Genomic DNA, 15836 nt, shown 5'->3' on the forward strand with positions numbered 1-15836 from the left:
GCGACGGCACCAGTGGCGGGAACGGCGGCGGCGGCGGCATGGGCGGGGCGGTGTTCGTGGTCAAGGGCGGCTCGCTCACCATCAACGGCAACGGCTCGACCTCGGGCGGCAGCGTAGCCGGCGGCACCGGCTCCAACGGCGGCGGTGCGGGCTCGGCCTTAGGCACGGGCTTCTTTGTGCAGGGCTCGACGCTGACCTTCGGTGGCAGCGGCAGCTACACGGTGTCGGACGCCATCGCCGATCAGAACGGTTCCGGCGGCTCCGCGGCCTCGGACGGCCTCGGCGGCACCGGTGGATCGAGCGCCATTACCAAGAGCGGCATCGGCACGCTCAGCTTTTCTGGCGCCAACACTTATACTGGAGCTACGACGATCAATGCCGGCACGCTAAGGGGCGCTGCGGCGAACACATTCAGCGCTACGAGTGCGACGACAATCAACACCGGCGGCACGCTCGATCTCGGTTTGCTGGGACAAACGATCAATATCGTTTCGCTATCGGGCGGCACGTTGGCGAACGGCGCGTTGACCGGCGCAGTGACCTCAAGCGGCGGCACGCTGAACAGCCTCGGCGGCGGCATGACGCTGACGGTGAATAGCGGCGCGACCAATGTGACGGGCACCAACACCTTCACAGGCGCGACCACGGTCAACGGCGGCCTGCTCACGGTCAACGGCACGAGCACGGCCAGCGCGGTGACGGTGAATGCCGGCGGCACGCTCGGCGGCAACGGCACGGTCGGCAACACGACCATCAATGGCGGCACGCTGGCGCCCGGCAATTCGATCGGCACGTTGACCGTGCAGGGCAATCTCGTGTTGACGGCCGCATCGAGCTACATGGTCGAGGTGTCGCCTTCGGCGGCCGACCGCACCAACGTCACCGGCGTGGCGACGTTCGGCGGCGCCACCGTCAAAGCATCTTTCGCAGCCGGGGCCTATGTCGCAAAGCAATACACCATCCTCAACGCCACCGGCGGTATCGGCACCAGCACGTTCGGCTCGATCGTCAACACCAACTTGCCGGGTGGATTCGCGTCGAGCCTGAGCTATGACGCCAACAATGCGTATCTCAATCTCGTTCTCAGTTTCGTGCCGCCGCCCGGGACGGGTCTCAACAACAACCAACGGAACATCGCCGACCCGATCGTCAATTTCTTCAACTCCAACGGCGGTATTCCGCTGGCGTTCGGCGGGCTGACGCCGGCGGGACTGACCCAGATCTCGGGCGAGACCGCGACCGGCTCGCAGCAGACGACCTTCAACGCGATGAACCAGTTCATGGGATTGCTGACCGATCCCTTCATCGACGGTCGCGGCGATGGCGTTTCAGCGGGATCATCGGCGGGCGCATCGGCCTACGCCTCACCGGACATGCCACGCTCCGGTGCGGCGCGGGACGCCCATGCGATGTTCACTAAGGCGGTCGTCATGGCCGATCCGTTCGCGCAGCGCTGGAGCGTGTGGGCGGCGGGCTATGGCGGCTCGCAGACCACCGACGGCAACACGACACTCGGCTCCAACAACACGACTAGCCGCATCGCAGGCACCGCGGTCGGCGCCGATTACCGTATCTCGCCGAATACGCTGGCAGGCTTTGCGCTGGCCGGCGGTGGTACGAACTTCAGCGTCGTCAATAGCGGCTCTGGCCGATCTGATCTGTTCCAGGCCGGCGCCTTCATCCGGCACAATGCCGGTGCGGCGTATCTCTCCGGCGCACTGGCCTATGGCTGGCAGGACATCACCACCAACCGCACCGTGACGGTGGCCGGCATCGACCAGTTGCGCGCGCAGTTCAACGCCAATGCGTGGTCCGGTCGCGTCGAAGGCGGCTATCGTTTTGTCAGCCCATGGATGGGCGGGGTGGGCATCACGCCTTATGCCGCAGGACAGTTCACCACCTTCGACCTGCCTGCCTATGCCGAGCAGGCGGTAACCGGCGTCAATACCTTTGCGCTCGCCTACGCCTCGAAGAGTGTCACTGATACGCGCAGCGAGCTCGGCCTTCGCAGCGACAAATCATATGCGATGGCGGACGGAATCTTCACGCTGCGAGGGCGCCTGGCATGGGCGCATGATTTCAACCCCGGCCGCAATATCGGTGCGACGTTCCAGACATTGCCGGGCGCATCCTTTGTCGTTGGCGGCGCCGCGCAAGCCAGCGACTCCGCGCTCGTCACCGCCTCCGTCGAGAAGAAATGGCTGAACGGCTGGTCCGCCGCCGCCACCTTCGAAGGCGAGTTCTCCGACGTCACCACCAGCTACGCCGGCAAGGGCGTGGTGCGGTATTCCTGGTAAGTTGACGATTTCCGGTTTTGGCCCTTCGCATCATTTCGCTGTGCTGCGGAATTTGGTAGCTATCGGGGGCATAGCGGACTCTGGCAAGCCGACCGATCGGCTGATTTATGGGATCACGGCCTAGGTAGCCCGCGATTCTTTTCTGATTTTGTGGGCTTATTGAATTGCTGGACGGACTCTACAAGGTTGAATACGGCGTCAACGATGCGTTCGGCCGCAGCATCATGTGCCTGCATGACGGTAAGATGCTGGGCGGCAATTCGGCCTTCGCGCACCTTGGAACCTATGTCGAGCGCAACGGCGAGATCGTCGCCGAGGTGATCACCGAACGGCACAATGAGGATCCCAATCACAAGCCGCTGATGGGAGCCGATATCGCCTCGATCGGTGCGCGCGGGCGGCTGCACGGTAACCAGATCCGTCTCGAGGGTGGCGCGGACACCATGCCGGGCGCCAAATTCTGGGCCAATCTCACCCGGCTCGACGACGAGGGGTTGCCTCCGAGTGGTGCGGTCGGTCCGGGCGGCATCGCCAACGGACTCTATGGGATGAGCCTGTGCGCGCTTGACGGTGTCGATGCCGGATTATCGGGCGTGATGCTCCTGATCGACGGCCGCATCCTCGGCGGCGATGCGTTCTTCTACTATCTCGGCTCCTATTCCTCGGCGGACGGCCGCTGGAAGGGCGAGATGCTGAACCAGGAGCACACGCCGGCGAAGGGCGAAAACCCCGTGTTTGGCGGCTATGAGGTCGGGATCGGCTTCTCCGGAACCTGCACGGCGGATAGCGGTGAGCTCGAAGGCATCGCGCTCGCCGGCAAGCGCAGCCTGCGCCTTGCAGCCTCGCTCAAGCTGATGCGGCGGGCCTAGGACGTATCCTCATCGAAGCCGCGTCGGCTTATGCCAAAAAGTGACATCGAAGTGGTCTGGGACGAATGTCGTCCTTGGGCCAGAGGCGGGAAGGCCAGTTCTTCTACCTCTCGCGCTTCATTTCATCGCAACATCGCGGTCGATGTCTTGCAGGTGCACGAAAGTTGCCCAAGCCTTTCGATATTCGCTGTCTGTGGGATCGATCGCAAGCAAGGCGCGACACGCCTCTTTGATTTCGTCCGACGAGGGACGCATCGCGACGTTTCCGGACGACTTGGCTTGGTTCCAGCGCTCCTCGACGCCCTTTGCGAAGGCGAGTGCCTCGGAGGGGCTCCGTTTCCGGGTTGACCTCGCCAAAGGGTGATCCGGAGGGAATTTGGGCCATGCGACGGGAGGCTGATCGGCTCGCCACTCACTCTCCTTGCCGGTCCCACGCTCTCCCGGCAAATTTGCCTGGGCTCCATTGGCCGATTGAGGCGGGACAGTCCGTGCGCCCAGCTCGCGGAGCTGCTGCTCCATGGTCCCGCCGGACGCCGTTGCGCCTGCCGCAGGTGCACGCGTCGTCAGACCTGACACAGTTGAGGTGCCGGCCTGCGGAGCAACCTTCTGAACGGTTTGCGCAACGGACAGCATGCCAGGCGAAAGAGCAGGCTTCTGCTGCGCGACCTTGTCATTTTCAGTGGGGCAAGGCCGAAATCCCGAGCGCAGCTGCGTGATCCGGCCGTCGTCGTCGATGCGGGCAAAGTCAACGGCCACAGTGTAGACGAAAGCGGCATCGATGGATTGGCCGGATTTGTCTCTGGCGTTGACGGCGCCGCAGACATATCGCGCCGCGTCGGCCTCGACTGAACGCAATGCGCTGAATTTGGCCGAGTCCGGATCGATCAGCACGTGCCGAACTGCTGCGCGAGCTTTCATGTGCTCGTTAGAGAAGATGCTGAGCACGACATCCGGATTGAACATGTCGGGCTGGTAGTACCACTTGTACTCCACAGCAAGGAATGCTGCGCCAAAGGCCGTCGCGATCAGGAAAGCAGATGCATTCATGGATTTGGTCGGGTAATGGAACCCGGTATGGTTGTTGTTATCTTCTTGAACTATTTACGATAGAATCTACTAGCAATCCGTAAATTGGTTGCTCCCGCGATTTTCAACAACCGGTGGAAGAGCCACAGCTGGTTTTGCTCAAGGGGGCAGTTGCCGGTGCGGGAAACACACTGAGCAAAGTCAACCAAGGGGGCACAGGCTGACGCCTGACGGGTGGCAGCGGCAGGTCCGCTGTGGGCCATAACCGGACATCAACCAGCGAAGGACCGTGGGTCTCACAGCACTGGCGTACACTGCATGTCTGCTCCGACGATGAGCGGCCCGTTGTAGGCAGTTCGCAAATCAGCGATGGCCGCATCGAGTTCAAACAGACCGAAATGACTGACGATGAGCTGCTTGACCGCAGCCTCTTGGGCAACGCGTCCGACGACTGCCGGTGTTGCGTGCAAGGGAACATTCGCACCGGGCGCGATCGCAAGATGCATGATCAGGAGGTTCGCGCCCTTTGCGAATTCGACGAAGCCTGGATCGGTGCCGTTTTGGTCGGAGCTAAACACGATCGACACATTTCCGGTCTGCACGCGATAGGCCAAGGTTGGCATATTTCCATGCGGGATTTTCCGTGCCGTGACTGTCGTTCCCTCGCGCTGCAAAACCACGGATGGATCGCTTTTGACAGCGTCAATCACTCCGACATCAAGTCGAACGCTACCCGCCACAACGCGCCCCATATCGGGCCGCACGCCGCTGCCCCCGTATGAGCCGCCTAACGCCGATCCGAGCACTGGAAATGCGCCAGTCTTCTCGTCAAAAAGCCTGTTGAGGAAAATCGCAAAGTCAGGGGCCGCATCGTTGCCTGTAGGACCGAAAACCTTGAGAGGTTCCTTGCGGACCTCGTGGCTCAGCCAAAGGAACGCTGGCAAGTCGGAAACGTGATCTGGATGAAGATGGCTTATTCCGACCATCCACAAGTCTTCGAGTTTGGCTTGCGATTCACCAAAGCGGTGTTGAGCACCACCGCCCATGTCGATGAGTATTCTTGCGCGCCCCTCGATCCAGACCAGATAACTCGTCGATGCCCGAGTGGGATTCATTCTGGGGCCACCAGAACCGAGGATTTGCACGTCGAGCGGCGTTGTACCGCAACTCTGTCCGAAAGCGCTCAAACTGCTCAGTGACGCACAGAAAATTCCCAGCAAGAAAATAACCGGAAGCCGAACCATGAAGACACCCATGTGGTTCAAACAGAGTCTATCAAAATCGGTCTTGCAAATTTCACGACAGGGCATTTTGCCAGCAGCTAAGCTAGTCAACGGGGGTAACTGCGGCAAGTCATGATCGCTAGGGATCGACGTCTGCTCCGGGTCACAAGTCGACATCTGAGCAAAGACTACAAAGCGTCCGCTTTGGGCCATTAGCGGAAGTTGCGCTTATTCGATCACCGCGTTGCCAAGGCGAGTACCTTGGCCGAGATGGTCATTCGGGCAGCCCTGCTTGCCGCAATCCTTCCTCATATCGCGCGACGTCCTCAGCACGTCGATAAGGGCCAAGCACATCTTTGAGATTGGAAAGGCGCAGCGTGGGGCTCAGTTCTCGCAGCCGAGCCACGGCCTTGTGTGCTTGCTCCGGCCGACCGGCCATTGCGTTGCTTGCGGCGGTGATCCGTAATCCAGGCCGATAGTCCGGGCTGCACTGCAATGCCATTGCCGCCCATGATGCCGCTTCGTCATAGCGGTCCAAAAAGAAATGTGCATACGCGGTCCCGGCTCGCATGCCCATCAGCCACGGATCAAGTGGGCTCAGGCGAATGGCTCGTGCGAAGCGCTCGATCGCCGATTCCGGCTCGCCGAGCCAGAGTTTTACCCAGCCGCCGAAATTCCATGCCTCAGCCAGATTGGAGTTAAGCGCGATCGCGCGATCAACTAAGCCGGCACCTACCCCGAGATCCCCAACAACAAACGCTAACGCATTCCCGCCAGCGGAGAGCGCGTTCGCGTCATCCTTGCCCAACTCAACTGCCCGTTGGGTGAGCTTCTTCACTTCGGCAATCGCGTTCGCCGTGTCCGGAATCCAGCCATTGATCCTGGCAATGAGGTAGCAAAAGGCTGCGCGACCGTAGGCGGTGGCAAATTCCGGGTCGAGCTCGATCGCGCGGTTGAACAGACGCAATGCCTCGTCGTTCGCTTGCCGGTTACCAAACTGATGAAGCCGGGCCAGACCGCGCAAATAGTGGGCATAGGCGTCGAGACTAGCGGTCGGCTTGCGTTTGGCGCGCTCGATCTCAGCTTTCTCCACCGCAGGCGCGATCGCCCCGACAACGCTTTCAGTCACCTGGTCCTGCAAATCGAAGATGTCGCCGAGCTCGCCATCAAACCGATCGGCCCAAATATGTGCTCCAGTAGCGGTATCGACGAGTTGTCCCGTAATGCGCACTCGGTTTGCCGCCTTGCGAACGCTCCCTTCCAACACGTAGCGCACCCCAAGCTCGCGCCCCACCTGCTTCACGTCGACAGCGCGCGCCTTGTAGGTGAAGCTGGAGTTTCGGGCGATGACAAATGGCGCCTTGAAACGGGACAGCGCCGTGATGATGTCCTCGGCCATTCCATCGGCAAAGTATTCCTGTTCGACATCGCCAGACATATTCTGAAACGGAAGCACCGCAATGGAAGGCCTGTCGGGCAGCGGAGGCGGACTCCCGGCCTCGGCAGCAAAAACTGGCGCAGCCTCTCGCGTTTCCGTCGGCGCATCGACCTCAAAGGCCCTGATTGGCTCCTGAATGTTCTTTACATGTTGAACGCCAAGATCCGTACCTGGGTCTGTGACCGAGGCTCGCGCGGGCAATTCTTCCTCGGTGATCTCGCCAACAAACCGGAAGCCTCTGCGAGAAACCGTCCGGATCAGGCGTTGCTCCTTGCCGGTATCCCCGATTGCCTTGCGCACGGCATTGACGTGGCTGGTCAGGGTGGATTCGGACACGATCCGTCCTTCCCACACCGCCTTCAGAAGATCGTCCCTTGTCACGACCTGTTCCCGGTTTCGGACCAGGAAGAGCAGCAGGTCGAACACCTTCGGTCCGATGGGGATGAGCTCGGAGCCTCGCTTGAGCTCGCGCCGGTTGGCATCGAGACAATAATCTTCGAATAGAAACGACACTTGTGATCCTTCCTGGACAAGAAGCCAAGGAAAACTCGATCGCAATTCAGGCCGGCTGCAAGGTCTTTTCCGTTCGAAACAGTACACATTTTCTCACCCTTCGGGAACGAGGGTTCGAGAAATGGCTGGCCCGCCTGCACTCGACGCGCACTGACGTTCGCAATCAACGCAACAAACCTGGCCGAGCCGAGGCACGGCTTACCACCTGCATCGCCTCCCGAGTGCGAGGATACGTTCATGAACAAGCATATCTTGCGCGCTTCCCTGGAGGACGCGTCAGTTGCGCCTGAGGCGTGCCAAGTCACTCCGGCTCATGCCGAGCGCCCTCCCGCCGGTGCAGAAATGGCGCGGGTGCTCGGGACCACGCCATTTCAAATGGCTTTGGATTCCTCCGGCGCCGGAATCGCCCACTGGAAGCATGACCCGCTGCACGACGTCGTCGCGCCCATGAGCCATCACGTCATCATGGCTTACAACGGCACGGTGCAGCGCATGGAGCGGCGGATGGGAAGCGTGGTTGCGATCGGTACGTTTCGTCCCGGAGTCGTGATCATCATCCCCGAAGGATCGAGCTCCCGGTGGGATATTCCGAAACCTGTCGATGTCATCCAACTCTATCTTCCGCACGCCACGCTCGAGCGGGTTGCAGGCGAGGTCGACAGCGCCACCTCGACCGATCTGCTGGAGCGAACGGCGCATCCCGACCCCATTACATCCCGATTGCTCCTGACCGCGACCGACGCCGTGGTGGGCAATGTAGTCGTGGATACACTGTTCAGGCATCAGCTGATGGACCTCTTGGCCACGCGCCTGCTGGCGGCGCATGTCGGCGCGCCGTCCACGTTCCAGCCGACGCGGGGCGGCCTCTCACCGGTCGTATTGCGCCGCGCCATCGAGCGCCTGCACTCGGACATCGACGCTGACGTATCGCTCGCGGCGCTCGCTTCTGATGCCGGTCTTTCGCGATTCCACTTCTGCCGCGCCTTCAAGGAAAGCACCGGGCTTTCCCCACATGCCTGGCGGCGCCAGCAACGGCTCGAGGAGGCCAAAAACATGCTGCGCGGCACCGACGCGTCGGTCATCTCGATCGCGGTCGCGCTCGGCTATTCTTCCCAGACCGCGTTCGCCGCCGCCTTCAGGAAGCTGACCGGGGACACCCCGAGCAATTGGCGACGGCGTGCACGTTGACAGCATCGCCTATGCGGGGAACAGCGTCATTGCGAGAAAGGCTCCCGGATGCAGGCGGGCAAAAGAAGGTCCCATGACCGCTATGGGTCACAAGCCGACGCCTGACGGGCGGTAGCGGCAAGTCCGCTATATGGGACATTGGCGGACGTCACGCCTTGCCGCTCGGACAGCGCGCTTCGGCTGGAAGCGGACAGCGAGACGGCAGGCAGCGGGCGCGAAGCGTCGCGTCGGGATGAATTACAGGAAGCTGGCGTCTGGCGGGGTGGAATCCGGGCCCGGCCGGGCTTCCCCTGGCGGCCCGTATGGCCTATGACGCTGCAACGCAACATTCCCCCCAAAAAGACCCCATGATCCGCCTCGACAACGTCAGCAAGCAAGCCGGCCACCAGATCCTGTTCATCGAAGCTTCCGCCGCCCTCAACAAGGGCGAGAAGATCGGCCTCGTCGGCCCGAACGGCGCGGGAAAGACCACGCTGTTCCGGATGATCGCCGGCGAGGAACTGCCCGATGAAGGGCAGGTTTCGACCGATCGCGGCATTACCATCGGCTATTTCAACCAGGACGTCGGCGAGATGAGCGGCCGCAGCGCCGTGGCCGAGGTGATGGATGGCGCAGGTCCCGTGAGCGAGGTCGCAGCCGCGTTGCGCGAGCTCGAGGCCGCGATGGCCGACCCCGACAAGGCCGACCAGATGGACGAGATCATCGCGCGGTATGGCGAGGTGCAGCACGCGTTCGAGGAGCTCGACGGCTACGCGCTCGACGGCCGCGCGCGCGAGGCGCTGTCCGGCCTCGGCTTCAGCCAGGAGATGATGGACGGCGATGTCGGCAAGCTTTCCGGCGGCTGGAAGATGCGCGTGGCGCTGGCGCGTATTCTCTTGATGCGCCCCGACGTCATGCTGCTCGACGAGCCGAGCAACCATCTCGATCTCGAAAGCCTGATCTGGCTGGAAAAATTCCTGCACGATTTCGAAGGCACGCTGCTGATGACCTCGCATGATCGCGAGTTCATCAACCGCGTGATCTCCAAGGTGATCGAGATCGATTCCGGCTCGCTCACGACCTATACCGGCGACTACGAGTTCTACGAGCAGCAGCGGGCGCAGAACGAGAAGCAGCAGCAGGCGCAGTTCGAACGCCAGCAGGCCATGCTCGCCAAGGAGATCAAGTTCATCGAGCGCTTCAAGGCGCGGGCGTCTCATGCGGCCCAGGTGCAGAGCCGGGTGAAGAAGCTCGACAAGATCGAGCGGGTGGAGCCGCCGCGCCGCCGCCAGACCGTGGCATTCGATTTTCCGCCGGCGCCACGCTCGGGCGAGGACGTCGTGGCGCTCAAGAACGTCCACAAGGGTTACGGCAGCAAGCGCATCTATGACGGCCTCGATTTCATGATCCGCCGCAGGGAGCGCTGGTGCGTGATGGGCGTCAACGGCGCCGGCAAGTCGACGCTGCTCAAGCTCATTGCCGGTGCGAGCGAGCCGGACGAGGGCACGGTGGCAGTCGGCGGCAGCGTCAAGATGGGCTATTTCGCTCAACACGCGATGGATCTGCTCGACGGTGAGCGCACCGTGTTTCAGTCGCTCGAAGACCAGTTTCCGACCGCAGGGCAGGGGTCGTTGCGCGCGCTCGCCGGCTGCTTCGGCTTCTCCGGCGACGACGTCGAGAAGCGCTGCCGCGTGCTGTCGGGCGGCGAGAAGGCGCGCCTGGTGATGGCCAAGATGCTGTTCGACCCGCCGAACTTCCTGGTGCTGGACGAGCCGACCAACCATCTCGACCTCGCCACCAAGGAGATGCTGATCACGGCGCTGGCGGATTTCGAGGGCACCATGCTGTTCGTCTCGCATGACCGCCACTTCCTGGCGACGCTGTCGAACCGCGTGCTGGAACTGACGCCGGAAGGCATCCACCAGTTCGGTGGCGGCTACACGGAATATGTCGCGCGCACCGGGCAGGAAGCGCCGGGGTTGCGGTCTTAATTGGAAGCCGTAGCCCGGATGGAGCGAAGGACCATCCGGGATTCGTTCCACGCGAGCGGTCGCGTGATGCAGTTGCTCCGGCCTCGGATTGCGCTTCGCTCCATCCGGGCTGCAACCAAATCGAGAGACTCGCAATGAACTAGCGGGATGGGCGGCGGTACAGCACCCATCCGTTGTGGTCCTCAATCGCTATCGCAAAATCTCGCGCAGCACCTCGCCATCGACCTGGTGCGGCCGGACGCCCAGGATCTGCATGATGGTCGGCGCGACGTCGAGATTGTGCATGCGCCGGATCGTGGCGTTGTTGCGGATCTGCGGGCCGGCGGCGATGAAGGTCGCGCTCATCACCGGCAGCTTGGGATCGTGGCCGTGGGCACCGTAGAAGTTTGGCATCGACAGCGTGGTCGTCGCCGCATTGAACGGAGCATCGCCGAGCCGGGCGACGCCGGGGCTCTGGATGCCGTCGAAATTGTACCCCGGGGCCATCAGCGCGAATACGTCGCCAAAGTCCTGACCGATTGTCTTGCTGGTGCACTGTCCGAGCCCGGCCTCGCATTGTAGCGGGCGGGTCTCGACCACCGTGAACAGCCGCCCGTCCTCGAGCGAAGCGTTGAATTTGGGGTTGGGATCGACGGCATTCCTCACGGCCTCGGTGATCTGCGTCACCAGCGACTTGTAGGTGGCAGGATCGACGGTGCCACCCTGTTCGCGCTGTTGCAGGTTGACGTAGATGTTGGCCGCCGGACCGGAGGTGCGGATCGCCACCTTGGTGGTGTCGATGCCGGCGTTCTTCAGGATATTGGCCATGCTGACCGAGGTATGGAACGGCGCAAAGCCGTGGTCCGACACGACGATGACGTTGCTGTCCGGCCCTGCGGCATCGGCGATCCGCTTCACCGCCTTGTCCGCGGTCTGATAGGCGAAGCGAATGTAGGACTTGTAGCGGGCGACCTTGGCTGCGTCCTGGTTGGCCCCGATCGAGTTCGGGTCCTTCGGGTTGGTGCCCTGGCGCGGGTCGGTGAGCAGGAACTGATGTTCGGAGCCGTCGGGCTGCTCAATATAGATCATCACGAGATCGGCGTCGGGATTGTTCAGGATGGCGCGCTCGCCGATATCGGCCTGATAGCGCACGAAGGTCTTGACCATGTCCTCGAACATCGCCTCGATCTCGATGTCCGGGAAATTGGTGAAGCCCGGGCTCAGCCGCTCCGGAATGCGGAAGTCGGCCTGCGGACGCCAGAAGCCGATAGTGTTGTTGATGTCGTCGACGTCGGTCAGGACCGGTGCGTTGCGCGGAATGAAGTTGGCGCCGTAACGGGCGAAGCGCACCACCGAGAGATCGGGCGCGAGCTGCGAGACGAAGTAGGCCGCACCGACCTTGGCGCCGCTGCCGTCGAAGAAGAACGGCGCGTTCTCGCCACCGAACTTCGCATAGGCCGGTCCGGTCGCCGGGGGCTTGAACGGTCCAGCCGTAATGCCGCGCGTGGCGTCGAAGAATACAAGCGTGTCGTAGTTCACCCTGCTGTCATTGGTGGTGTCGAGCGCCGCTACCCGGATCGCGTATTTAATGTCCTGGGTAGCCGCGTTGGTGCAGGTTGCGGTCGGAGCGGATGCGCATGAGAACGTCTCGATCGGCGCGGAGGTTGCCAGCACCGGGCTGAACGAGAAGCGGCCAGCCGCCTGGAGGGCCGTGGCCACGGCCGGATCGGCGGCGAAGTCCGCCGATGTGAGCGAAAAGCCCTGGGCGCCGATGCCGCCGAATGCGCCGAACGGCACGGTGTAGTCGGTGATGCGGATCGGCTGGGCCGGTTGCACCACCGTGCCGTTGATCGAGATGTCGGCGCCGTCGCCGCCCGGCCACGTCGCAGTGACGACTTTCCTGCCCTGCTGGCGCAGTTGCACCCACAGCGGCAATGCCGTCGGACGCGGCGAGGGCCCGAGCGGGCTCTCGCGATAGCCGCCGATCGGCGCGGCGAAACCGCTGAGGCTCGACGTAGCCGGCCCGACGATCGCCTGGAAGGTGTTCGAGGGAATGTCGTTGTGGACGGCGGTCGAGCCGGTGGCGATCTCGATATGCGAGACGGCGGTAAGTGACGGCGACGCCGTGATGTTTTGCTGCGCCACCGCGCCATGGCGGCTCAGCCGCGCCAGAGCGCCGTCGCGCGGCAGTACGCCTTCGTCGATGAATTGCTGGATGAAATCGGGCTTTGCACCGTCGAGCGAGATGACGACTACCGGCGGCGAGCGGTGTCCGTGATGATGGTCGCGATCGTGGTCGCGATCCCTGGAATTGTCGAAGCCGCGGTCGCGGCCGTTGTCGTCCTGATCGGCGTGCGCCGGAATTGCGGTGCCGGCCAGCGATGCGGCGAGCGATATCGACGAGATCAGGGAGAAGAGCGCTTTCATGTCCACGTGGTGCCCCATGTTTCTTGCTGCGCAACCTGCGGGTTTGACCTGGAATGACGCGGGGATTATCGAGCGTGGCCCACGACGCGCGTGTGACGCCTCGGCGACGTGTGTGCGTCGTTGAGATAACGCGGCGTGGCTGTGGTCACGTCACACCGAAATCAAGGTCCCGGCCGCACAGGCATGCGCAAGCCTCGCGCAACCCTCACGGGCGATGGTCCGCTGCAGAGCGAAGGTCGCGGAACAGGGCATGATCACCAAACTGAAAGAGATTTCCACGGCGCCTCTGCCGTGCAAGATCTGCAGCGCAGAGGCCGCACTGTTCGGCGTGGTCGACTTCGCCAAACATTGCAATGAAGCGCGCGGCAGGCGGCTGCCGCTGTTGGGGAAGCCGGTCTATTACCACCGCTGCCAAGGCTGCGGGTTCCTGTTCACCGATGCATTCGACGACTGGAGCGAGGCGAACTTCAAGACCGAGATCTACAACGACGATTACATCGAGGTCGATCCCGACTACAGGGAGGCCCGGCCGGCAAGCTGCGCAAAACTGGTGCAGGATCTGTTTGGAGCGAGCAAGGCCGAGTTGCGCGTGCTTGACTATGGCGGCGGTGGCGGCCTGCTGAGCACGACGTTGCGCAGCTCCGGATTCCTGGAGGCGCAGACCTTCGATCCCTTCGTGGCCGATTTCTCGCGGCCGCCGCAGGGGAAATTCGATATCGTCACCTGCTTCGAGACGCTGGAGCACATGCCCGATCCGACGGCCGGCATCGCCGCCATCGTCTCGAGCACAAAGGAGACCGGACTCGTGCTGTTCTCCACGCTGCTGCAGCCGCCTGATTTCGAGGCGCACGGCGTCAATTGGTGGTATGTTGGCCCGCGCAACGGTCACGTCTCGATCTTCAGCCGTGCAGCGCTTGTCCGTGCCTGGCAGAACCACGGCTATCTGACTGCCTCCTTCAACGACAATCTGCACATGGCCTTCCGCTCGCTGCCCGGGTTTGCCCAGCATCTGCTGAAGCAGGCCTGAGCGGCGGCCGGCGCGTCTTGAACGCGGTGGTCTTGCCCGCTAGGTTCCCTCCCAAAAAGGGAGCGAACAACCATGAAGCAACTGCGGATCGGCGACATCACCATCGATGCGGTGATCGAGCGGGAAGGGCCGTGGCGGCGGCCGCAGGATTTCTTCCCGGCCTATGATGAGGGCGTGTTCGCCCGTCATCTGCCGACGATGGAGCCGGAGGTATTCGATGCCGCGCGCGGCATGATGGTCATCACCTACCAGACGTTTGTCGTGCGCACGCCGCGCTACACCATCCTCGTCGACACCTGCACCGGCGAGGACAAGGGTCATCCGCCGCCGTTCGACTTTCCCGGCAAGGAGCGCTGGCGCAACGAATTGTTCGCGCTCGGCATCTCTTTCGAGCAGATCGACTACGTCTTCTGCACGCATCTGCACATCGACCACACCGGCTGGAATACGACCTTGCGCGACGGCCGCTGGGTGCCGACGTTTCCGAATGCAAAGTACGTCTTTCACAAGGGCGAGTACGCTGCCTGGGAGGCGGAGAATGCCAAAGGTAACAATCCGCCCGGCACCGTCTTCCGCGACAACTGCCTGCCGATCGTCGAGGCCGGGCAGGCGCTGCTGGTGGACGACGACTACGCGCTCGATGACACGGTCACGCTGACGCCGACGCCGGGGCATTCACCGTGTCATTGCTGCGTGAACATCTTTTCGAGGGGAAGCCGCGCGGTGGTCGCGGGCGATCTCATGCATCATCAGATCCAGTGCCGCGAGCCGGACTGGTCGGCGAAGCCGGATTGGGATGCCAGGCAGTCGGCGGTCTCGCGGCGAAAGTTCTTTGCCTCCGTTGCGGACACCGACACGCTGATCCTGCCGATCCATTTTCCGGCGCCGACGGTCGGGCTGATCAAGCCGCTGGATGGGGCGTTCGACTATCGGTTCAAGCGGGACTAGGCCGTGTACGCCCAAATCAGTCCTTTCCCGCCGTTTTGATCACGGCCCGGCCGCCGTCGATATATGAAATGGGCGGCCATTATCGAACGATTTCAAGCGTGACATTGACCACGCCGATCTTGATCATTCCAAGGGCTTGGGCCGCACCCGATGTAACGTCGATGATGCGTCCATGAACAAATGGACCACGGTCATTGACTCTCACGATCACGGACTTTTTGTTCAAGACATTGGTCACGCGCAGGCGCGTTCCGAAAGGCAAGGACGGATGCGCCGCATGCAGCGCATGCTTGTTGAACCTCTCGCCGCTCGCGGTCATCCGATCTTCCGAGTAGAAACTCGCAAGCCCAAACAGTGGGGTTTCCCTTCTAGGACGTTTTTTATGAAATCCGTGCTGATGGTTGCTCTTCCGATGCGTTGCTCGCCGAATGTCGCCGTGAGCTTTCGGGCCTTGCGCTGCTGCGCGCTGACGCCGTCGCGGTGATTTCGTGGCAAGCGAGGGGAGGTCGTTGGCACTTGGCGAACCGTTTGCGTCGCGGGTATGGTCATGCACTTCCCGCGGCGTTGCGCCAGGGACAATCGCCGACTTCGTTATTCGACTGAACTTCGCATGCGCAGATTCAATTCCACCATCGAATGCGATGCATGATGCAGCAATCGCGGTAGCAGCAAGCAGTGCAGGTTGACCGCTCCATCGTTTCATGATGGCCCCCCCAGCGCCTCAGCTGGTTGGACTAGTTCGGTTCCAGGAATTGCCGGCTTTGACATATGTCAACGTTACCGTGGAAGGCAGCGGAGTTGCCACTTCGGTCAGCGCCCAGCCGACGCGCAACGAGAGTTTGCCCAACTGTCCGCACATCGCCGCAAGGAAAAGCCGCTGGCCTTGGGGAAGCCAGCGGCTCTGGTAGGGGCATCGTGCATAGTGGGTGCT

11 protein-coding genes are annotated in these 15836 nt (G+C 62.4%); 6 read left to right on the forward strand and 5 right to left on the reverse strand.

Annotated elements, in window-relative coordinates; translation table 11 throughout:
* A partial coding sequence (locus IVB46_RS39460) for an autotransporter domain-containing protein (protein WP_247345307.1) occupies positions 1-2297 on the forward strand: 2297 nt, incomplete at its 5' end.
* A 164-nt stretch (positions 2298-2461) separates the two neighbouring features.
* Entirely contained in the window at positions 2462-3166 is a 705-nt protein-coding gene (locus tag IVB46_RS39465) for a hypothetical protein (RefSeq protein WP_247345310.1), read from the forward strand.
* Between the two features lie 117 nt (positions 3167-3283).
* On the opposite strand, the gene IVB46_RS39470 is transcribed toward IVB46_RS39465, so the two are convergent.
* The 3 genes from IVB46_RS39470 to IVB46_RS39480 form a co-directional block, all read right to left on the reverse strand.
* Entirely contained in the window at positions 3284-4213 is a 930-nt protein-coding gene (locus tag IVB46_RS39470; protein ID WP_247311193.1) for a hypothetical protein, read from the reverse strand.
* Positions 4214-4488: 275 nt separating this feature from the next.
* Entirely contained in the window at positions 4489-5436 is a 948-nt protein-coding gene (locus IVB46_RS39475) for an MBL fold metallo-hydrolase (RefSeq protein WP_247345313.1), read from the reverse strand.
* Positions 5437-5689: 253 nt separating this feature from the next.
* Entirely contained in the window at positions 5690-7366 is a 1677-nt protein-coding gene (locus IVB46_RS39480; RefSeq protein ID WP_247311187.1) for a winged helix-turn-helix domain-containing protein, read from the reverse strand.
* A gap of 237 nt (positions 7367-7603) precedes the next feature.
* On the opposite strand from IVB46_RS39480, the gene IVB46_RS39485 reads away from it, so the two are divergent.
* The gene (locus IVB46_RS39485; protein ID WP_247311185.1) at positions 7604-8554 is read left to right on the forward strand and encodes an AraC family transcriptional regulator; all 951 of its coding nucleotides are present in this window, start codon (positions 7604-7606) and stop codon (positions 8552-8554) included.
* Positions 8555-8901: 347 nt separating this feature from the next.
* Positions 8902-10524 (forward strand): ABC-F family ATP-binding cassette domain-containing protein, encoded by a 1623-nt coding sequence (locus IVB46_RS39490; protein ID WP_247311183.1) that lies wholly within the window; start codon positions 8902-8904, stop codon positions 10522-10524.
* A gap of 189 nt (positions 10525-10713) precedes the next feature.
* On the opposite strand, the gene IVB46_RS39495 is transcribed toward IVB46_RS39490, so the two are convergent.
* Complete coding sequence (locus IVB46_RS39495) at positions 10714-12930, reverse strand: alkaline phosphatase family protein (RefSeq protein WP_247311557.1); 2217 nt, start codon at positions 12928-12930, stop codon at positions 10714-10716.
* A 250-nt stretch (positions 12931-13180) separates the two neighbouring features.
* Here IVB46_RS39495 and IVB46_RS39500 point away from each other — a divergent pair, with 250 nt between their 5' ends.
* Both IVB46_RS39500 and IVB46_RS39505 read left to right on the forward strand, forming a co-directional pair.
* Complete coding sequence (locus IVB46_RS39500) at positions 13181-13957, forward strand: class I SAM-dependent methyltransferase (RefSeq protein WP_247311180.1); 777 nt, start codon at positions 13181-13183, stop codon at positions 13955-13957.
* A gap of 72 nt (positions 13958-14029) precedes the next feature.
* The gene (locus IVB46_RS39505; protein WP_247311178.1) at positions 14030-14905 is read left to right on the forward strand and encodes an MBL fold metallo-hydrolase; all 876 of its coding nucleotides are present in this window, start codon (positions 14030-14032) and stop codon (positions 14903-14905) included.
* Positions 14906-14984: 79 nt separating this feature from the next.
* Here the strand turns inward: IVB46_RS39505 and IVB46_RS39510 are convergent, their stop codons facing one another.
* Positions 14985-15608 (reverse strand): septal ring lytic transglycosylase RlpA family protein, encoded by a 624-nt coding sequence (locus IVB46_RS39510; RefSeq protein ID WP_247311176.1) that lies wholly within the window; start codon positions 15606-15608, stop codon positions 14985-14987.
* Positions 15609-15836 lie beyond the last annotated feature (228 nt).

This window comes from Bradyrhizobium sp. 61 (genome assembly GCF_023073075.1).
GTDB lineage: Bacteria > Pseudomonadota > Alphaproteobacteria > Rhizobiales > Xanthobacteraceae > Bradyrhizobium > Bradyrhizobium barranii.

Bases quoted from the DNA above. Each gene is read 5' to 3' on its own strand.
- IVB46_RS39470 (WP_247311193.1), bottom strand. From the start codon at position 4,213: ATGAATGCATCTGCTTTCCTGATCGCGACGGCCTTTGGCGCAGCATTC.
- IVB46_RS39475 (WP_247345313.1), bottom strand. From the start codon at position 5,436: ATGGTTCGGCTTCCGGTTATTTTCTTGCTGGGAATTTTCTGTGCGTCA.
- IVB46_RS39485 (WP_247311185.1), top strand. From the start codon at position 7,604: ATGAACAAGCATATCTTGCGCGCTTCCCTGGAGGACGCGTCAGTTGCG.
- IVB46_RS39490 (WP_247311183.1), top strand. From the start codon at position 8,902: ATGATCCGCCTCGACAACGTCAGCAAGCAAGCCGGCCACCAGATCCTG.
- IVB46_RS39495 (WP_247311557.1), bottom strand. From the start codon at position 12,930: ATGAAAGCGCTCTTCTCCCTGATCTCGTCGATATCGCTCGCCGCATCG.
- IVB46_RS39500 (WP_247311180.1), top strand. From the start codon at position 13,181: ATGATCACCAAACTGAAAGAGATTTCCACGGCGCCTCTGCCGTGCAAG.
- IVB46_RS39505 (WP_247311178.1), top strand. From the start codon at position 14,030: ATGAAGCAACTGCGGATCGGCGACATCACCATCGATGCGGTGATCGAG.
- IVB46_RS39510 (WP_247311176.1), bottom strand. From the start codon at position 15,608: ATGAAACGATGGAGCGGTCAACCTGCACTGCTTGCTGCTACCGCGATT.